This window comes from Methanohalophilus sp. WG1-DM, from assembly GCF_004104135.1.
Taxonomy (GTDB): Archaea; Halobacteriota; Methanosarcinia; order Methanosarcinales; family Methanosarcinaceae; genus Methanohalophilus; species Methanohalophilus euhalobius.
Genome location: NZ_RRBA01000006.1, coordinates 1 through 19,758 on the forward strand (window position 1 = coordinate 1; position 19,758 = coordinate 19,758).

At 39.9% G+C, this 19,758-nt stretch carries 19 protein-coding genes; 9 read left to right on the plus strand and 10 right to left on the minus strand.

Going from position 1 to position 19,758, the window contains the following annotated elements:
* Nucleotides 1–537 precede the first annotated feature (537 nt).
* The 9 genes from CI957_RS05510 to CI957_RS05550 all read left to right on the plus strand — a co-directional run bounded on the left by CI957_RS05510 (nucleotide 538) and on the right by CI957_RS05550 (nucleotide 6,701).
* Nucleotides 538–1,329: a serine protein kinase RIO gene (locus tag CI957_RS05510; RefSeq protein WP_128754403.1), complete on the plus strand. Its 792-nt coding sequence runs from the start codon at nucleotides 538–540 to the stop codon at nucleotides 1,327–1,329.
* Between the two features lie 15 nt (nucleotides 1,330–1,344).
* On the plus strand, nucleotides 1,345–1,881 hold the full coding sequence (locus CI957_RS05515; protein WP_206631038.1) for a KH domain-containing protein: 537 nt from the start codon (nucleotides 1,345–1,347) through the stop codon (nucleotides 1,879–1,881).
* 29 nt (nucleotides 1,882–1,910) lie between these two features.
* The gene (locus CI957_RS05520; RefSeq protein ID WP_128754405.1) at nucleotides 1,911–2,318 is read left to right on the plus strand and encodes a fasciclin domain-containing protein; all 408 of its coding nucleotides are present in this window, start codon (nucleotides 1,911–1,913) and stop codon (nucleotides 2,316–2,318) included.
* A 41-nt stretch (nucleotides 2,319–2,359) separates the two neighbouring features.
* Nucleotides 2,360–2,776: a DUF1284 domain-containing protein gene (locus CI957_RS05525; protein WP_277749685.1), complete on the plus strand. Its 417-nt coding sequence runs from the start codon at nucleotides 2,360–2,362 to the stop codon at nucleotides 2,774–2,776.
* A 101-nt stretch (nucleotides 2,777–2,877) separates the two neighbouring features.
* Nucleotides 2,878–3,666 carry a mechanosensitive ion channel family protein gene (locus CI957_RS05530; RefSeq protein WP_128754407.1) on the plus strand — a complete coding sequence of 263 codons (789 nt, stop codon included), beginning with the start codon at nucleotides 2,878–2,880 and terminating at the stop codon, nucleotides 3,664–3,666.
* 73 nt (nucleotides 3,667–3,739) lie between these two features.
* On the plus strand, nucleotides 3,740–3,853 hold the full coding sequence (locus tag CI957_RS05535) for a heavy metal-binding domain-containing protein (RefSeq protein ID WP_206631041.1): 114 nt from the start codon (nucleotides 3,740–3,742) through the stop codon (nucleotides 3,851–3,853).
* A 167-nt stretch (nucleotides 3,854–4,020) separates the two neighbouring features.
* Complete coding sequence (locus CI957_RS05540; protein WP_128754408.1) at nucleotides 4,021–4,254, plus strand: hypothetical protein; 234 nt, start codon at nucleotides 4,021–4,023, stop codon at nucleotides 4,252–4,254.
* Between the two features lie 264 nt (nucleotides 4,255–4,518).
* Nucleotides 4,519–6,168, plus strand: coding sequence for a DUF2070 family protein (locus tag CI957_RS05545; RefSeq protein ID WP_096712273.1), 1,650 nt, complete (start codon nucleotides 4,519–4,521; stop codon nucleotides 6,166–6,168).
* Between the two features lie 278 nt (nucleotides 6,169–6,446).
* A complete protein-coding gene (locus CI957_RS05550; protein WP_128754409.1) occupies nucleotides 6,447–6,701 on the plus strand; it encodes a hypothetical protein in 255 nt (84 codons plus the stop codon).
* 28 nt (nucleotides 6,702–6,729) lie between these two features.
* On the opposite strand, the gene CI957_RS05555 is transcribed toward CI957_RS05550, so the two are convergent.
* From CI957_RS05555 to CI957_RS05600, 10 genes are all read right to left on the minus strand, one after another.
* Nucleotides 6,730–9,882 (minus strand): type I restriction endonuclease subunit R, encoded by a 3,153-nt coding sequence (locus CI957_RS05555; protein WP_128754410.1) that lies wholly within the window; start codon nucleotides 9,880–9,882, stop codon nucleotides 6,730–6,732.
* A 176-nt stretch (nucleotides 9,883–10,058) separates the two neighbouring features.
* A complete protein-coding gene (locus tag CI957_RS05560) occupies nucleotides 10,059–10,238 on the minus strand; it encodes a type II toxin-antitoxin system HicB family antitoxin (RefSeq protein WP_128754411.1) in 180 nt (59 codons plus the stop codon).
* A gap of 76 nt (nucleotides 10,239–10,314) precedes the next feature.
* Entirely contained in the window at nucleotides 10,315–11,613 is a 1,299-nt protein-coding gene (locus CI957_RS05565) for a Fic family protein (protein WP_241645945.1), read from the minus strand.
* Nucleotides 11,614–11,851: 238 nt separating this feature from the next.
* Nucleotides 11,852–14,662: a hypothetical protein gene (locus CI957_RS05570; protein WP_128754412.1), complete on the minus strand. Its 2,811-nt coding sequence runs from the start codon at nucleotides 14,660–14,662 to the stop codon at nucleotides 11,852–11,854.
* 2 nt (nucleotides 14,663–14,664) lie between these two features.
* Nucleotides 14,665–15,882: a restriction endonuclease subunit S gene (locus CI957_RS05575; RefSeq protein ID WP_164909038.1), complete on the minus strand. Its 1,218-nt coding sequence runs from the start codon at nucleotides 15,880–15,882 to the stop codon at nucleotides 14,665–14,667.
* A gap of 93 nt (nucleotides 15,883–15,975) precedes the next feature.
* Entirely contained in the window at nucleotides 15,976–16,308 is a 333-nt protein-coding gene (locus tag CI957_RS05580) for a hypothetical protein (RefSeq protein WP_128754414.1), read from the minus strand.
* A 40-nt stretch (nucleotides 16,309–16,348) separates the two neighbouring features.
* Nucleotides 16,349–16,990 carry a hypothetical protein gene (locus CI957_RS05585; protein WP_206631042.1) on the minus strand — a complete coding sequence of 214 codons (642 nt, stop codon included), beginning with the start codon at nucleotides 16,988–16,990 and terminating at the stop codon, nucleotides 16,349–16,351.
* Entirely contained in the window at nucleotides 16,984–17,526 is a 543-nt protein-coding gene (locus tag CI957_RS05590; RefSeq protein ID WP_128754416.1) for a TIR domain-containing protein, read from the minus strand. Before CI957_RS05590 ends, CI957_RS05585 begins: the two co-directional genes overlap by 7 nt.
* Nucleotides 17,527–17,579: 53 nt before the next feature.
* Entirely contained in the window at nucleotides 17,580–19,112 is a 1,533-nt protein-coding gene (locus tag CI957_RS05595) for a class I SAM-dependent DNA methyltransferase (protein ID WP_128754417.1), read from the minus strand.
* A gap of 209 nt (nucleotides 19,113–19,321) precedes the next feature.
* Entirely contained in the window at nucleotides 19,322–19,738 is a 417-nt protein-coding gene (locus tag CI957_RS05600) for a PH domain-containing protein (protein WP_241645947.1), read from the minus strand.
* Nucleotides 19,739–19,758 lie beyond the last annotated feature (20 nt).

The following is a 19,758-nucleotide window of genomic DNA, read 5'->3' on the forward strand; positions in this document are numbered from 1 at the left end:
TGCGTGAGTCAGACAGAATTGTTATCTCCTGTCTCCATGAATATGAAGGTGATTTATTCTCCCACACACGTTCTGTGCGGGAACTCATGAATATTGCTTTTGATATATAAACCTTCGCATCCGGCAGAGCCGGAACACGTCATACGGTAAACCAGCATGGGTTTACGCATGAGAAAGGTTACCAATCCTGTGCCATTGACAGGACACATATATACGCACTGAACGCATATAAACATTTGCATTATTAATTTCCACTGAACAAACAAGTATCAAGCAGCTGCAAGCATTGAATGCTACATCTGCACCTATTCATTAAGCGGGACTCCTACATATGTTCACTCATATTAATAGTTATCGTACAAACAAATATTGAAATGAAATATTGAGAACGGCAAAAAACAAATCATTCATAAATGGAACGCATAAATAGCATGAAGAACCTGTTAGCATATTTCAAAACACAAAACGAAGATCCTACAAAAATAAAATATTGCAAGAGCAAATCCCGGGAAATATGTATTGAAAAGATGTGGCAGCATGGAAAAAGAATCAAAGGACATACGAAAACTCGACACAGATGTAGACAAAATGCGTATCAGACGCAAAGACAGTGAACACCTGAAAGTAAAGGAAAATGTATTTGATGAAGCCACCCTCAAAGCTCTTTATGACCTGGCAAGAAAAGGTGTGATAGAAAGTCTCGGCGGGTCTATCAGCACCGGTAAGGAGGCAAATGTGTTCCTTGCAGAAGGCAAAGACAAAAATGTTGCACTCAAAATATACCGCATATCTTCAAGCACTTTTAATTCCATGGATGAATACATAAGTGGAGACCCACGTTTTAGCAATATACGCCACAAGAAAAAAGATATCATATTTGCATGGACAAAAAAAGAGTACCGCAACCTTATGCGTGCCAGGGAATGCGGCATAGCTGCCCCCAGACCAATAGATACCCACAAAAACATACTTGCCATGGAATTTATCGGAGAAGGCGACAAACCCTACCCCCTTCTAAAGGAAGTAAAACTTAGCGAACAATCTGCACAAACAATCTTTGATACCATTATACATTACCTCGAGATTCTTTACAATGAAGCCAAGCTAGTACATGGAGACCTTAGCGAATACAATATTTTGCTCAATCCATCTACCCTTGAACCATATCTCATAGACATGGGGCAATCTGTAACGCTTGAGCACCCATCCGCAAATGACTTTCTAAAACGAGATATCAGAAACCTTACCCGCCACTTCAAGAAATACGGCATACAATCCGACGAAGAAGAACTTTTAAGGATAATTACCGAAAAACAAAGAAACAAGTAAACACAGGTTGAAATCATGACGCATTTAAAAATACCAAAAGATAGAATTGGTGCAATCATCGGGCCAAAAGGCCAGACTAAAAAATTCATAGAAGAAAAATCATCTTCACAACTCAACATCGACAGTGAAAACGGGAGCGTGGAAGTCAGACAGGGAGATGATCCCGTAGGAACTCTCAGAGCCATCGAAACAATCAAAGCCATTGGAAGAGGGTTTAACCCTGAAAAAACAATACCAATGCTGGACGATGATCTGCTGATGCTGGAGGTTATTGATCTTTCAAAATATGCATCTACAAATAAGGAAATGACTCGCTTAAAGGGCAGGATTATAGGCAAAGGAGGTAAAACTCGCGAAATTGCTGAAAACCTCATTGGAGTGAAAATCTCAATATATGGAAAAACAGTCAGTTTCATAGGATACCCAGAGCAAATCCAAATTATGAGAACTGCAGTTGAAATGCTCATAGAAGGAGCAAATCATGGCCCTGTGTACAGTTTCCTCGAGAAAAAACACAAAGAATTGATGCAAGCTCAGCTGGATTCCTATTAATCAAACAGAATTAGCCACAGGAGACAAGAATGGAATTAAAGGACCTTATCCAAACTGCAAAGGACATGGGAGAATTTCCCACCCTTCTAAAAGCAGCCAAAGCCCTAGGCCTTATGGAAAAATACTCCACAGAAGGACCTTACACCATTTTTGCACCAGTGGAAAGTGCTTTTGAACCCATTCCCGAATCAGTAATAGACAATGCCTTCGAAGATCCTGATTATCTTAGAGACATTATTGATTACCACATAGTAGAAGGAAAATACAGCAGTGAAGATCTCCGCAAGCAGACAACATTGACTACCCTAGGTGGCAACAAACTGAGATTGCGGGAAAGCGACGGAAAAATATTTGTGGAAAATACGCCACTCCTCAAACCTGATATCGAATGCAGCAATGGAATCATACATTCTATAGGAGACATTCTTGTACCCTAATGGTACCAATTTTCCATTAACTTTTTTAGATGTGAATGAAAATGCAAATCCGGGCACACCATATATTTTGCATCCAGAGCTTCATCAGGAAGGGTTATTCTGAACAATTTATAGAGAATATGGAAAACATTATTGAAAAACTAAAAAGCTGCGATCCTCTGATAGAGGTCACAAATGCCCCGGATTGCATTTGCACCGCCTGCCCCAGACTGAAAATCATTGATTCACAAAGCACAAATGCTAAGATAAGTCTTATTGGTTGTGAAGTCGAAACAGAAGCCAAAATGCTTGACAGAAAAGTAGCCAGTTCTCTTGGAATTGATTTTGGAAAACATTATCGATACAGCGAACTTCTCGAAAAACTGAAATATATCGATGAAGAAACGTTCGATGATGTTTGTTCCGAATGCCAGTGGTACAATCTCGGATACTGCAAAAAAAGAATCATTGGCATATAATGCAGAATTATACCTTCAAGCGCCAATCCAAACATCTGTTTTATATACCTGATTCCCCCATTTTCTTTGTAGAGTTAAAACTTGATTCAAGGAGGAACGAAATGTTTCAATTCAACAACCTTACAGCATGGGACATCGGGGCGGCCCTGGTAGTACTGGTAGCAGGCTATATCATTGCCCGCATCCTTACAGGAATGTTTAAAGACAGTATTTCCAGAACAAAACTACCTTCACTTGTAATTGACTTCCTGGCAAGGTTTTTCAGCATTCTTCTCTACGTTATTGTAATCCTTGCCACCTTGTCTACATTGAATTTCGATGTCGGACCTGTAGTTCTGGGATTGTCAGCCGTGATTGGTTTAATCCTTGGATTTGGAATGCAGGATACACTCACAAATCTGGGCGCCGGAATATGGATTGCTGCGCTGCGGCCCATAGACAAAAATGAATACGTAGAAATAAACGGCATCTCAGGGACTGTTTCAGGTGTTGGGATTATGGCTACTGAACTTCTTGCACCAGATAACAAATTCATCACCATCCCTAATAAACTTGTATGGGGAAACGCTATCATCAATGCAACACGCCTGCCCACCAGAAGAGTAAGTGTTGATGTAGGAATAAGTTACAGTTCCAATATAGACAGGGCCATTGAAATTGCCATTGATACAATGAAATCCCACAGTAAAGTGCTGTCAGATCCTGCCCCTGCAGTAATGACAACCGAACTTGCAGATTCCTCTGTAAACCTGCAGCTTCGTGCCTGGACAAAAACAGAGGATTTCTGGAATGTAAAGAAAGAACTCACAGAAAATATCTTCAAGGCCTACAGAGAACTTGGAATAGAGATCCCATTCCCACAGCTGGATGTCCACCTCGATAAAGAGTGATGACATCCAATATTTTATTATTTTTCTTGTATAGAATGCCCAGGCATATTGATATTATTATGGAGGTATTAGCTTGATTATCACTACTACTGAAACCGTTGATGGAAAGCAACAAAAAATCCTTGGTATCGTGATGGGAAATACGGTACAATCGAGACATATCGGTAGCGATATAGGGCAGCTCTGAAGAATGTAGTCGGAGGGGAACTTAAAGGTTACTCAAAGCAGAATAACAATTGTACTTGATGGCAGATACCATGAATCTGATCAAAAAAGAAAAATTGATTTTACCCTGCAAGGGTATAAAGGCTTAATAATTCAAACCACGCTAAAACCAGTCCGGGGGGACGGGAGGTGAATAAGGAGTTTCATGAAGAGGCAGGAAAGAGGGGGTATGGACAGGGAAAACGGGCCGACAGGCAATTCCGGAAATCTGTAGGAAGCAACTTATTATCGTGTGTTTCGCACTCCGAGTGGTTTGTATCATATTCTAAGAATCAGTATTCTGCGACTGTACCTCTGGAAAATGTATCAGGCAAATTTAGCAATGCAGGGACCTGCCACCTCACCTCCCAAATACCTGTCTGACATCAAATAATTATAAAAATCCTACAAATATAAATGTTTTTATTATATAATATATATTGTACCCATATATATAATGATAGTTCAAAGTAAAAGGAAAAATATAACAAGACTTATAATATAAACAAAATATTAAATTAAAATTATTCAGGAAATATGAGATACAAGAACATTCCATTGCAGAAACAAAATAAACTTATGCCATAACTAAATAGAAGGAAATCAAAATATATATAAAGGGCATGCAATATTAACTAACTGAAATCAATGGCTGACAATATCGATGTATTCAAGAAAGTGATATTCAGCATCCCACCGATGAAAACGGTGATTGCCACTGTAATAGTATCAGGTTGCCTTTATGGAGTACTTGTTAATTTTTTCCTATCATCAGTATCCCCGCTGGAATTGAGTGTTCATTATATTATAGAGACAATATTGATGGTTTTCGTAATCCCGACACTTATTGCGGGTGAGATTTACCATTTGTCATTTGAGGAGTACCCCCGCAAATGGAGTTACTTCATAGCTCTATTTAGCGAATTTATCCTGTTTATATATGGCATGATCCTGAGTGCCGCCGAGCCAACAGGAATTGCAAGCAGCTGGAACATATTCTGGCTTGCGGTTATTACGGTATTCCTGATCAGCATGATCGTATTGATATCAACGCTGGGGTACAAAAATATTAAAAGAATCACTATATTAAGCCTGGCACATCCACTTATGATAATTGCCACCTATCACATTTTTCTGGGCCGGGAACAAGATATAACTTATGTGACTTACGTGGAAAAATTAGGCGTTTTCTTCCTGACAGGTATAGCAATCCTGCTGGTTTTTTTACTTGCAGAATATCTGATAAGTACCAACGTGAATGTTTCAGCTATTAAATTGTTCTCCGGAATGATGCATAAAAAACAGGAAATTCTGGATCTGGGATATTTTGTAAAACCAGATGTACAGACCCTACTGTTGAAAAATGAAAATGGAGAATCCATTATTGCAATCCCCTGGATACATCCCGGCCCACTCGAAGGATTCGGCGGAGGCAGGGCATCCACAGACATAATAAATCACCTGAATAATAACAGTGAAGGGTTTTTCCTGCATGTTCCATCCACCCATAAATCCGATCCTGCAAATCCCCATGACATTGACAAGATAATAGAAGCATTCGAAAGGCCTGAAACAGTTGGCCAGGCCTCTAAACTGCTGAAGAAGGATTACGGGAAATTGATATTTTACGGAAGGAAATGGGGGGACCAGAAAATAGTCTACATGGAAGCTGAAGAATATGGAGATTACGAGATACCTGTATTTACAGAAATCCTGGACCTCAACAAAGTGGTGATAATAGATCTCCACAACCATGAACGCAACAAGGAACCAAAAGACCAGCTCATGTATGGCACGGTGGAAGCCGAGCATTTCAGAAATTGCCTAAAAGATTTTCTCGACGAACTGGACAAGTGTGAACTCTACGATTATAGGGCAGGTTTTGCCACCGAGGTCCCAGACACACCCAAATTTGCCCTTATCGAAGAGGTTGCCGATCAGAAAGTCCTGATTTTCGGGACTGAGGGAAACGGCATCTCCCATGAGATGATGAATATTGCCCGCCAACATGAGAACGAGTTTGATGAAATCATCATGTTTACCACCGACACCCATAGCAGCATCCATAACATGATAGCTGATAGGCATGTAGACCCGGAAAGCCTGAAAGAGGTTATCGAAAGGGCCGGACAAATTGTATCAAAAGCTAGTGCTGGTTTTACCAGTAAAAGGGCCGAACCTATGAAATTGCTCAAGGATGATTACATGGGGTTGGCCTACAGCATCAACATACTTGCACGCATTATCCCTCTTGCCCTGTTCTTGCTATACATAGCATTGATATTGTGGATCCTGTGAAAACTAAAATATTCTTGTAGGAGAGATTTGTATATAACAGAACATTAATAACTAATATTTAGAATGTTTATTGATAATAGTTTCCACAGGAGATACTATTCATAGAAATGACAGCCGCAAGTCAGAGCATTGCAGCCATAATTTCCTTATATCTCCTTTTTATGTTGACAATCGGTTTTATCGCTATAAAAGAACCGAAAAGCTGTCTGACTATGTTCTTGGCGGCAGGAGATTGAACAAATGGGTAACAGCTCTAACTTCCCAGGCATTGGATATGAGTGGTTGGCTGCTTTTGGGCCGGCTATCATTTTTTCCCTGTTCTCCAGGAAGGTGACAAGAAATGCAGTCCTCGGAGGAAAGGCGGTGTCATGGTGATCCTGTGGAAACAGTTGTCCGGAGGGATTTTTGACCTTTATGAGATCGTTCAGAGATTTATCCCTTCCAGCATTGTGATCCTCTTGAGAACAAGAATGGACCGTGAACCTGCCCAGGAGATGCAGGAAAAGTTCGATAGAGTTCAGCAATCGGCCTGAACTCTTTTTTTTATGCTTTATTTACAATTCAGTCGGCAGAAACTGCCGCATCCCTGCATACTATCTCTGCCTGCTCCAGGATATTTCGGGTTGCTATTTTTTGTTTGTCCGGAGGATAACCATATCTTTTGAGCAGTCGCTTTATGCTTACCCGCATTTTAGCCTGCACGTTTTTGCGCAGGGTCCAGTCAATTGTGGCATTCTGGCGGATCAGGCGCACGAGTTCTTCAGCCATAAGCCTTAAGGTATCATCGCCAAGCACATCAACAGCACTCTCATTTGCTGCAAGGGCATCATAAAAAGCAAGTTCTTCATCTGTGAGACCGAGATCTTCCCCGCGCAGATCTGCCTCCCGCATTTTACGGGCCAGTTCAATGAGCTCCTCAATGATACGCACATTATCTATACTGCGATTCTTATATTTGTTAACCGATTTTTCAAGCATCTCTGCAAAAGATTTACCCTGGATACGGTTTTTCCTTGTTCGGGTTTTGATTTCATCATTGAGTAATTTTTTCAGGACCTCATAGGCAAGGTTTTTCTGGGGAAGTGAACGCACTTCATCGAGGAAATCTTCAGACAGGAGGGATATATCCGGTTTTTTGAGCCCGGCTGCATCAAAGATATCTATTATTTCATCAGTTACAATCGACCGGGAGACAAGATTCTTGATTGCCGAATTTACTTCCCGATTTGATTTTGCAGAACTTCGGTCAATCTTGACCAGAATAGATCGTACGGCCTGAAAATAACCTACCTCTTCATTGATTTTATCCACTTCTTCATGAGGTTTGGAGAGAGCTAGAGCTTTGGAAAGTTCGGCCACATGTTTAATGTAGCGTTTCTTTTCATCATCCATTGCCTTATCAGTATTGCCTTTGGATAGAATGAAATCCGCACCCTGCCGTACAATTAAAAGTTTCTCCCGGGGCGAGGCGGAGAATATACGTTGATAATCAAAACCATGAAACATATCCTTTACAATTTCATATTTTTCACGCATTAATGCAATAGCTTCTTCCTTAAAACTGGCAGGATCACCCCGACCACCATTTTCCGTATAGTTATTCATGGCTTTTTTGAGATCATAGAGTATACCTACATAATCGACAATCAGGCCGCCGGGCTTATCACCGAAAACCCGGTTGACACGGGCTATTGCCTGCATGAGGTTGTGACCGGTAAGCCATTTTATAAAATACATGGTATGAAGGGCAGGAGCATCAAAACCTGTGAGCCACATGTCGCATACAATGACAATCTTTAGAGGGTCTTCAGGGTCCTGCATCCTGTCTCTGACCTTAAGCCTCTGGGTCTTGCTGCGAATATGGGGCTGAAGCCGGGACTCGTCCGCGGCACTGCCTGTGATTATCACCTTGAGATTACCTTTAAGATCGTCATCGTCGTGCCAGTCAGGGCGAAGCTTTATGATTTCGGCGTAGAGGTCTGCACACATGCGCCTACTCATACAGACAATCATACCTTTGCCCTCAAGTACTTCAAGACGATTTTCAAAATGATCTATTATGTCGCCGGCAAGTTTGCTGAGATTGTCTTTACTTCCGACAACCGCCTCAAGCCGTGACCAGCGACTTTTCAATTCTTCAGTTTCATAATCTTCCCGGCCTTCGGTTATCCCATAAAAGTCCGAATCCAGGGTTTCCTTTACTTCGTTTGAGATCTCCAGTTTGGAAAGGCGGCTTTCATAATAAATCGGGACGGTTACATTGTCCCTTACAGCCTGCTCGATATCATAGATATCAATGTAATCCCCGAAAACTGCAGGAGTGTTGCGGTCTTCCAGTTCTACAGGAGTCCCTGTAAAACCGATGAAGGAGGCTTCAGGGAGAGCATCCCTCATGTGTTTTGCAAAACCGTAATGTATCTGTGCACCATCGTATTTCCGGGTAATCTTTGCATCAAAACCATATTGACTCCTGTGAGCCTCGTCTGCAATTACAACAATATTGCTCCTTTCCGAAAGCACCGGAAAGCGATCTTCATCCTCCCCGGGAAGGAATTTTTGTATGGTGGTGAATATTATGCCGCCTGAGGCCACTGACAATAGTTGCCTTAGATGATTGCGGTTTTCTGCCTGTACCGGCGTCTGGCGTAAAAGCTCATGACATCGTGCAAAATTCTCAAAGAGCTGGCCGTCCAGATCATTGCGGTCTGTTATTACCACGACGGTAGGATTGTTAAGAGCCTGTACAATTTTGCCCGAATAAAAAACCATTGACAGGCTTTTCCCGGAACCCTGGGTATGCCATACAACCCCACATCGGCGGTCTCCTTCAGCAGAGACGGCAATCCTGGTTTTTTCCACGGCTTTATTGACCGCATGGTACTGATGATAACGGGCCAGTTTTTTGCTGATAGGACCGTGATTTTCCTCAAATACAATGAAGTTGCATGTAAGATCAAGAAGAATTTTCGGCTCACACATGCCTTTCAGGAGGACTTCCATGGGTGGCACCAGGAATTCGGCAATTTTTTCTCCGTCCAGGGTCTTCCAGGAGAGGAACCATTCCCTGCTTGATGTAAGGGTTCCCGCACGGGCATCCTGCCCATCGCTGATTGCAAGTATGGCATTGTAGCGGAACAGGGAAGGGATTTCTTTTTTGTAGGTCTGTAACTGGTTGTAGGCATTATCCAGAAGGTCATTGTCTTCAAAATTCTCCATGTTGTCGGGTTTCTTTAATTCGATTACAACAAGAGGCAGCCCATTTACAAAGAGAATTACATCCGGCCGGCGTTCATGCCTGTCCTCTACAACTGTGAACTGGTTTACAGCCAGAAAATCGTTGTTATCGAAATTTTCAAAATCAAAAAGCCAGACTTTGTCATAGGTGGTTTCCCCACTTTCCTTTTTGTATTCCACATCCACACCGTTGACCAGCATATTATGGAAACTGCGGTTGCTGTGCACCAAATCCTGACTTTCTTCCCGGATAACCTTTTTCAGCGCTTCCACCCGGACCTGCACGGGGATATCGGGATTGAGGGTTGCGATTGCATCCTGCAAACGCTTCTCAAGAACCACATCAGAAAACTCTGCCCTTTCCTGGTCAGGCATCCCGGGAGCAATATCAGGACCGTACCGGTATTCGTAACCCAGATCAGTTACAAGAATATCCAGGGCTGCTTCCTCTACTTCAGATTCTGAGATTATGGCCGGCATGAATTACTTCCCATAAATTATTAGGATATTGCAGGATATGTTGTTTTACTATTAGATATATTTTATTAATTTATAGCAAGAGATGCCCGGAGAAGATGTTAAAACTACCAATCCGGTAGAAATTGGTAGTTTTTGGTAATTTCAGGAATTGATGTATTACTTCAAAATTGCAAAACTTATCCATTGTAACATTGGACTGACTGAGGAGGCACTTCAAGCACCAATTCGATGGCTTCTCGAATATTCTCAAGAGCTTCTGTCTTTGTGTCAGCTTCACTTATAGCCGATGGCAGTTCCAGACAGCGTGCCGTGTACCCACCCTCTTCTGCAACCTCAAAAACAACTGTATATTCCATAGTTAATCATCCGTGTTTCTGGTATATTAAATTTGATTGTACTGATTTGACTGGAGGTAAGGTATCGGGATTTAATTCACCCTGCTACACCTGAATATCTGTACATCAATTTGTTGCGTACCTTTATTTGCTCAATATACCCCAGTTCCGAGAGATATTGCATATCACGTCTTGCGGTGTCGTAGGCAACATTGTATTTACCCATTATTTCGGCGATGGAGAACAGCCTGTCGGATTCTTCAAGCAGGGTTTTGAGGATGTCGGCCTGCCGGAGATTTAAGCTTTCAGCGGTTTCAATCAGCTGCATGGCTGTGGCCTGCTCCTCCTTTTTGCGAACGATATACTCTTCGAGGTCTTCCAGGGCTCTTTCGATTGCCGAGAGGTTGTAGTTTATGAAATAGGTCAGGTCATTGTCATCGGTTTCGGTGTAAAGGTAGGCGCGGGCGTATTTCGTTTTGGAGTGAAGCAATATCCGGGAGATGGGCATGTATTCAAAGAGCCAGTAGCCCCGGCTGAGCATGTACCAGTAGAAGATGGAACGCGCACACCTTCCGTTGCCGTCGATGAAGGGATGAATGTAGCCGATGAGGAAGTGCAGCATGATCCCTTTGATTAGGGGATGGATGAATTCGTCTTCATCGCTGCTGGCAAATTCACAGAATTCCTGCATGAGTGCCGGGATTTTCCGGTAGTCCGGCGGGGTGTGGTAGATTTTACTACTGTCCTGCGGATCGGCTACCACTATGTCGTTGTTGTCCCGGAATTTGCCCTCATCCACCGGGTTTTCCATGGTATCCCGGGTAATCTCCCTGTGAATTTCAAGCAGGGTGTCCACGTCAATGGTCCTGCTTTTCATGTCGGCGATCCTGCGGATAGTGCGATAGCCGTTGACGATCATCTTCTCGGAGTAATCCCGAGGCCGGCGCTTTTGCCGCAGCATCTGCTTGGCGGCTTCCCGGGTGGTGGCTGCCCCCTCCAGCTGGCTGGAGGCGATGGCCTCTTCCATGAGGGAGTTGACAATGTAGCGCCTGCGATCCGCAGCACTGACCCCGCCCGGCCGACCTTCCAGATTACCGGCCCCCCGGGTGTCCAGCAGGTGCAGCCTGCGCAGGGTTTCATTGGATTGCACGTACTGGAAGGCCCATTCCCCGAATTCGATATGTCGTGCCTGCATCGACCTGCTGCTTTTGATCACAGCCCAGAGTTTTTCCGCCTCCACCGGCAGTTTCCTGCGGCGCAGCTCCTCCCAGTGCAGGTACTCCCGGTTATATTTTGTAACAAGTTCCTGTATCCCGGGATCAACAAACAGCGAATACGCATCAGGATACTTCTCAATCACCGCCCACATATCCGGGGCCTTCTGCGGAACCTTCATAACTACCAATCCGTTAGTTTCTGGTAGTTTTTGGTATTTATTGGAATAAATAGATTACCACCAATCTGGCAGGAATTGGTACATACATAATCAAATTATTTTGTATATTTAAACTAATTTCATTAGATATTAATTAATTACTACTAATGCTAAAGTAAATCATTAAATAAATTGTTAAAATAGAATTAAATATTAAAATGTCCCGCTTATTGTTAACAAGCTAAATAGTTACATTTTATTAATCTACTATATTTAATTTTATTAATTTTGCAGCATTCGTTCTTTTCACATCAAATTTCTCTGCAATTCTTACTTTTACTTTTTGTTTAACATCTCTCTCTGATTTGTAATTATTATCCCTATTTAAGATAGCAGTAATATCTTCCTCATTATCAATAGTTTCTATCTGAACTACAAGAGGTTCATTTATTCTCTCATATCCCTGCTTATATTGTTGCAATAAAAAAGATTCTTTTTCGAATAGTATATTCTCAGTATTGTTGGAAAAGCACAAATGTATTTTAGAATTATTTATATCTAAATTGGCCTTTTCAATTCCTTCTTTATTCCAATTAATGTCAAGAATATTATAAATTTTCAAATTAGAATTGTAAAATAAATAGTAATCTTTGTTTGGGACTATTACTTCAGATAGATCAGAAATAATATTTTTGACATAAACTTCTCTATCCTTATTTTCATCAAATGATTCACTAATCGAATTGATGATTGCTCTTAATTTACTATCCCCTTGTAATTTACCAAAATATTTCCCTGAATCTCTTGAAAATGCAACATTTTTTTCAAATGGATCTAATAGCAATTTTTTATCGTACAAAAAGTATTGACCAAAGGGAGATTCAACTGAATGATCATCTTCAATCTCTTCTAACTTCATGAATTTAAGTATTTGACTTTGAATCTTTTGCCATTCTTCTTTACAATCAGAAATAAACATATCTACATATTCTTTTTTTGGAGGTGTATCGGCAATATAATTTTGTTTTTCATTCTTGATTGATGCCTTCTTTTCTTCTACTTTAGCAAACACCATTTTTTTGAAATTTATTAAAGACTCGTCGTCACCATAATCAAAATACTTTGAAACAAATTTTTCATCCAAACTATCCACTTCATTTTGTAAAGAATGATAACTATTGATAAAGAATTCATTATCAAAATTCTCAATATCCATTATTCCATTATTCATGAATTTATAAAAAGAAATTAGTAATTTATATCTAGTAAAGTTAAATGGTGAATTAATTTGTGCCCCTCCACTAAATTCATCATAATTTAACCAATATAGTTTATCAAATTTTTCATATTTATAATATTGATTTTCAAAACCTTCTAAGTTGTAGATTTTTAAAGCAATGTCAAAGAAATCATTGGATAAATCTTTTTCATCAATATTATATAAAATAATATAAAATAAATCTGATTGTTTTTCTTTTAAGAAAACTTTTTGTTTATTAATAAACTCTATTTTTTTGTCGGCTTGTTGTTTCTCTGAATCATCAGTATTTTTATCATAATAGTCTTTCAAAAAGTCAGATCCACGAAGATAAGAATAATGGTCCAAAACTTGATTTAGATCCTCAAGTTGTGTTACAAGATATTGTTGCTTTAAATTATCTGCAATATTAAGTTCTATAATTGAACGACATATTTTGAACATATTTGTTATTGTATTCGTAACTAAAGTTTGGTACTCTTCTATCCAAGTAGGATCATCAGATTTAAGGTAAGTTTCCTTATATCTTACATCAAGAAATTCTTTTATATACAATCCAGCTGTATTTAGTTGAGGATTAAAATAATCAAACCGCCTAAAATATCGAATGAGAAAAAAAGTTAGCCTATCCTGTAACTTTGCAATAATAGCAGGTGATTTGAAAAACAATGTTTTTTGTTCATATAGGCCACTTATCTCCACATTTAAAAGTTCTTCGATGTCTAGAACTGGTTTTCTATTAAATTCAGCTTCTTTAAAGAACTCTTCAAAGGATGAATATAAAAATTTTCTTTCATAAAGATTATCTTGTTTTGCGATGTGATCTTTAATATTTGCAATCAACTTTTGTTCAGTACCATTTTTTTTGAGTTTATCAAATACTTCTTTAAATTCTTCCTTGGGGAAGTCTTTATAAGTAATATTTTCTTTTATAATTTTCTCTAGTTCAGCTTTAATGTCATAACCATTGTTGGTAGGCAAATATTCACAAATAACTTGAAAGCTCAGTATATTATCCAAAAATGCATATTTACTGATTTTCAACTTCACAGGAACAGAGAGCCTATCCAAAAATTTCCAATCTTTAAACTTAACTTTTCCATGTCCTAGATATATTCGCAAAGGAATAGGTGATACATGTTTCTCAGAAGTGGTGATTGATTCAAGTTCATTGCCAGAATTTTTTTTAGGATTGGTATTTTCTAGTTCAAAAATTGCTTTATTATTTTCAAAATCATTAGATGTTACTATATAAAGTCCATCATTATCTATTATGCTATAATTCTTCCAGTTATATTTTAAGTCATTATTAGAAAAATCATTTGCATATTGTTTAATCATATCCTCAAAAAAAAGTTTGATGTGATTTTTTAATTTAAATGTATTTAAAAATAATAAAATAAAAACGATAGTACATATAAATAATATTATAGTACTAAAAGCCAAGCAGATGTTTTCAAGATTAGCTGAAATACTATATAAAAATAAAATGTGTATCATTAATATATTTAATATTATTAACAACAAGTAAGAAAAACTTAATCGTGAATTGACAATATATTTTAAAGAAATGTTTAATGGAAATTCTTGAGATAGATTAGTACTAATTACTACTATGGTCGCATATATAGCAACAAAACTAACAAATGCACCGTAATAAATACCAATAAAACTACGAGTTATGAAATAATTCTGTGAAATAAAAATACTAACACAATAGATAATCGCATTAAAGGTGGTTGCTACCAGTAGAGAGATGAGAAATTCCTTACATAATGAATAGCCTTTTAACTTATTTGATAAAGAATACATACTCAAAGCTCACCTGAAATCCTGATTTTCCCCGACATCAACTTTGGAAGTAATTCATCCCTAATCAACGACAAATTTTGAGATTCTAACTCATACAAATATATTTTATCATAAATCAATTTTACGAAATTATCGAACTTTTCAATTAGAGAAGAAGGCGGTTTTATAATCGATATTGAACGAAAAGAAGATTTATTAATCTCAAGGTAAGTGCTTCCACTAGCTAAATTTTCAATTAAATCAACTTTATTTTTAAGTGTATGCAACAAATAATAGTTTGAGACCTCTCCATCACAAACCATTGAAATAAATCCCTGATTGGTACAGATTGGAACTTTAGTAATGGCAAAATAACCTAATGTTGCTCGGCTAGTCATCAAAACTGATCCTATTGGCAATAATTTAGCCGAACTTTTATTCAAACCTTCCTCGGTTATTTTTCTAGATGTATCAAAAATAATAGGAGATTTTAGAGAAGTCATATCTGTTGGAGTCGCCCAAAAAATATCCCCATCTTCCCAGTAAGAAGGTTCTTTGGTTTTGGGAGTGCCACCACCAGAGGTTTTGCAAATATCCCCAATAGCCTTAACTTCCCACCCTCGTGGAATCTCCCCCAGCTCCGACTCCACCATCTCACCGCCGCTGGATTTGTAGGGCTGCCCGTTCTCATCCGGGAACTCGAAATCGATGAACCACCGCTTGAAGATGGCCTGTGCGATATGCTCGAGGGTGGCATTCATCCGGCGGTTGAGTTTGATTTTGTCGTCGAGGGAGGAAAGGATTTCAGCGATGGCGCGTTGTTCGGGGAGAGATGGAAATGGCTTCTTTAATTGAGACAAATATTTCCACGATGCACGTGGCATCCGAGTTCCTTCAGAAGATCGGGTTGCTTCTTCAATCATTTCATTGTTGGCGAAAAAATAAAACAGATATCCGTTATCGTAGCCTTTTTTTGAATCTATGACAAGAATGTCTGTAGAACAAACACCATCAAAATCAGGTCTAATTACTTTACGGAAATAGGGCCTAAGTTTACCAAATAATATTTGACCAGACCTGAACTGCAACTTATTACTTTTTACACAAGATGATGAACCAATTCCACACAACTTAAGCGTACCTTGTTCTATATGTTCAAGACCAACGTATTTTCTGATATCATCATCTGAAGGGGTAAATGGTTCTCTCACTAATTCACAAACATTATCGATTTTTTCCAAATTCCATTCTTCTTGAATAGAATTCGACGTGGCCAATTTGGTGTTAAGATCAGAGGACATGTTTATCAAATATTTTCGATTTTGTTTAGTATTTCATAGTGTTAGTCCGTAAAGTAATACCATACCCGACACTAATGATGAAAATAATCCTGAAAAAGTGTAAAATTCAGTTGGTAATGATGTCTTTGAAAGATATGATGCTAAACTAAGAATACCTACAACTGTCAGAATATTGATATAAATAACCAGCAAGAAAGGTAAATCTGAAAACGTATAATAAAATGATGTCAGTGCAACAGCATTAGAAAATATTGCTATTCGACCAACATAATATTTTTCTACAATTGCTCCAATAGCAATAAGTGTCAATGCAGGAAGTATATTAAATAACGTATTTGGTAATAAAGTTGCTAAATAAATATCCATCTTTTATAACATCCGTGTAATTTAAATTATAATTATAGAATCATTTTGTAGTTCGAATGAACGTATTAAGCTTTTCAGAGTACTGAACCAATAAATCATTAACATCTTTCATTGATTTAATTAATTCATCGTAATCCGGGTACTCTTTTTGGATTTCCTGTGGGCATTTTCCCAAATTATCTTCTTTCTCTAATTCCTCAGCATACCATTTTCTGAATTTTGCCTGATAGGCGGTTAAATGAGGCCTCAACCCTTTATTCAGTATATCAATTGACATTTTAACCAATTCATCAGAATTATCATCTTTAAGGGATTTCCCTGAAAGTGTCTTGATTTCTTCTCTGGTTATTTTGAACAGGGTATACCATGAATCATATATTTCATTGATAACATCTTGGTCAGGATCTATCGGTATGGCTGCTTTCCGGGTTACCAGTTCAGTATATATCCGATGGGCAATCTCCAGATTGTCATAATTTCTTTCTACATGATAGGTACAGTTTAATATTCTGGTGTCTAATGTCAAATCAATAGAATCCGCCATAAAATGATGCCTCTTATGAAAAAAAAAGATAAAGCCAACAATTAAAATTGCTACTATTAATGCTATGTAATTGACTTCTGTCCCTATCGAAAACCCGTTATAATATATGTGTAATAACGAGTTCATATCATTTAACACCAGCTTTCACCACTATGGTTACGTCTAAAAGAACTTCTTGAATTATTGGGGTTAACTTTATGCCTTACTTCGAAGGCATCATGAATCCATTTTTTGATTAAAGCCGGATTCTCTGACCAATCATATATTTTTGCATAACCGGACTGTTGGTTATCATAAAGTCTAGGTGGAATAAGACCAGGAGTAAAAAGGTCTCTATTATAATCAGGATGTGTTGGAAGCAATATTCCCAGTAAACCCGCACGTGGATTCTTCGCTGTATTTCTTATACTGGAACCTATTTCCCAGTCAACATGTTTTCTTTTCCAAGTATCTCTTCCAATCAATACGATTGTAACTGTCGGGTCTCTCAGATATTGGTCACGAACAATTTGCCTTATTCTTTCATCACTCAAATTCCCATCATCAATATCCCCTATTTGAACTGACCTGATTACTGATATATCAGATTGACTTAATATGTCTTCAAACATATCCCGATAATACTGATCATTTGCATGATGATAACTGACAAAGATTTTATGCCGATCTCCCATATTTTCACCAATGCATAATAGAAATACTTATTGATAAAATTTTTGGTATGTTATTAAAACTCATACCCAATCCCCTTCAAATTCTCCTTAATCCTCTCTTCCAGCTCCCGCGACTCCCTGAACTGCTCCGCCAATTGAGTCGTCAGCCGCTCCATCTTCTCCTCGAAGGGCTCATCGTCCTCTTCCTCCTCGGCAAAGCCCACATAACGGCCCGGGGTCAGGATGTGGTCGTGCTTTGCGATCTCCTCGAGATTTGCGGACTTGCAGAAGCCCGGGACATCCTTATACGTAAATCCGACATCCTCACCGCGCCAGGCATGGTAGGTGTCGGCGATTTGCTTAATCTCCTCATCCGTGAGTTCCCGGTGGGTGCGGTCCCGCAAGAAACCCATCTCCCGGGCATCGATGAACAGCACCTCGCCCCGGCGGTCCCGGAACTTGTTATTCTGCTTGTCACGAGTCACAAACCACAGGCAGGCCGGGATGCCCGTATTATAGAACAACTGGCCCGGCAGGGCTATCATGCAATCCACCAGGTCCGCCTCCACGATACTTTTGCGAATCTTCCCCTCGCCTGCGGTATTTGAGGACATAGAACCGTTGGCCAGCACAAAACCCGCAATGCCTGTGGGGGAGAGGTGGTGGATGTAGTGCTGCACCCAGGCAAAATTCGCATTCCCCTTCGGCGGCCTGCCAAACTGCCACCTGCTGTCATCGGCCAGCTGGTCGCCCTTCCAGTCTGAATCATTAAACGGCGGATTGGACAGGATAAAATCCGCCTTCAGGTCCCTGTGGCGGTCATCATGGAAGGAATCACCCCACTGGATATTACCATCTATGCCCCTGATGGCCAGGTTCATCTTGCACAACCGCCAGGTCGTCTGGTTGGATTCCTGCCCGTACACCGCTATATCATCAACCCTGCCACCGTGGGCCTCAATGAACTTCTCGCTCTGCACAAACATCCCGCCCGAACCACAGCACGGATCGTACACCCTGCCGTGGTAAGGCTCGATCATCTCGGTCAGCACCCTCACAATACTGCGCGGGGTATAGAACTGGCCGCCACGCTTGCCCTCTGCATCCGCAAACCTGCCCAGGAAATACTCGTAAACCCTGCCCAGCACATCCCTGCTGCGGTTTTCCCGATCTCCCAATCCTATCGTACCGATCAGGTCGATCAACTCCCCGAGTCGCTGCTTATCCAGGGCCTCCCGGGCATAATTCTTCGGCAGCACACCTTTCAGGGTGGAATTATCCCTCTCAATCGCAGCCATCGCGTCATCAACAAGCCTGCCGATAATCGGTCTCTTGGCATTATTCTGCAGGTACTCCCAGCGGGCTTCCGGCGGCACCCAGAAAATATTCTCGGCCAGGTACTCATCCTGATCCTCGGGATCGGCCCATTCGTCCTCTTTGAGTTCAGTGTACTTCTCCTCAAAAGCATCGGAAATATACTTCAGGAAAATCAAACCCAGCACGACATGCTTATACTCCGCAGCATCCATATTATTCCGGAGTTTATCTGCAGTCTGCCACAACTTTTCCTCAAAATTGATATTCTCACCCGTTGATTCCCTGACCATTGTGATCTCTCATTAATTGTGATAATACATAGAGGAAATAATACAATGCATATAATTTTATTGCATTAGTTATTGCAAAAACAACAAACAGTTAAACTCCTGTTTCATCGATAAATAGACACAGGGAAATCCCCCAAAAAAAATAAGAAAAATCCAGCGGGCAAACATATCGCCCGCCTTGCTAAATAAAAAAGCATAATCCGATAAAATCAGCCAAGCACATGCGTGGACAGTACTTTCTGCAACTCGTATATGTCCACCTTCTTGTTGAAGGTCTTTTCAATTGGCTGGGGATCACTGCCAACCCATATCTTAAGTTCTGCATCTAGATCGAAATGACCTGATGTCTCAATACTGTATTTTGTGATTTTGCTATAGGGAATGGACAGATAACTTCTTTTCTTGCCCGTCATGCCCTGAACATCCACAATAATTAACCGTTTATTTGTGAAAATAAACGTATCCCGGATAACAACAAAACCAATCTCTATTGTTTCCCCGTCACACATAAGTTGTCCATAATCCGATTCCAATTTCTCAGGTTCAACAACACCTGCATTACCAAAAATACCCGAAAATCCCATATGATCACTACTCCATTCTTTATTAATAAACAGTAATAGCAAATATACTAATACAGATATAA

Bases quoted from the DNA above. Each gene is read 5' to 3' on its own strand.
- CI957_RS05510 (WP_128754403.1), top strand. From the start codon at position 538: ATGGAAAAAGAATCAAAGGACATACGAAAACTCGACACAGATGTAGAC.
- CI957_RS05515 (WP_206631038.1), top strand. From the start codon at position 1,345: ATGACGCATTTAAAAATACCAAAAGATAGAATTGGTGCAATCATCGGG.
- CI957_RS05520 (WP_128754405.1), top strand. From the start codon at position 1,911: ATGGAATTAAAGGACCTTATCCAAACTGCAAAGGACATGGGAGAATTT.
- CI957_RS05525 (WP_277749685.1), top strand. From the start codon at position 2,360: ATGCAAATCCGGGCACACCATATATTTTGCATCCAGAGCTTCATCAGG.
- CI957_RS05530 (WP_128754407.1), top strand. From the start codon at position 2,878: ATGTTTCAATTCAACAACCTTACAGCATGGGACATCGGGGCGGCCCTG.
- CI957_RS05545 (WP_096712273.1), top strand. From the start codon at position 4,519: ATGGCTGACAATATCGATGTATTCAAGAAAGTGATATTCAGCATCCCA.
- CI957_RS05555 (WP_128754410.1), bottom strand. From the start codon at position 9,882: ATGCCGGCCATAATCTCAGAATCTGAAGTAGAGGAAGCAGCCCTGGAT.
- CI957_RS05560 (WP_128754411.1), bottom strand. From the start codon at position 10,238: ATGGAATATACAGTTGTTTTTGAGGTTGCAGAAGAGGGTGGGTACACG.
- CI957_RS05565 (WP_241645945.1), bottom strand. From the start codon at position 11,613: ATGAAGGTTCCGCAGAAGGCCCCGGATATGTGGGCGGTGATTGAGAAG.
- CI957_RS05570 (WP_128754412.1), bottom strand. From the start codon at position 14,662: ATGTATTCTTTATCAAATAAGTTAAAAGGCTATTCATTATGTAAGGAA.
- CI957_RS05580 (WP_128754414.1), bottom strand. From the start codon at position 16,308: ATGGATATTTATTTAGCAACTTTATTACCAAATACGTTATTTAATATA.
- CI957_RS05590 (WP_128754416.1), bottom strand. From the start codon at position 17,526: ATGGGAGATCGGCATAAAATCTTTGTCAGTTATCATCATGCAAATGAT.
- CI957_RS05595 (WP_128754417.1), bottom strand. From the start codon at position 19,112: ATGGTCAGGGAATCAACGGGTGAGAATATCAATTTTGAGGAAAAGTTG.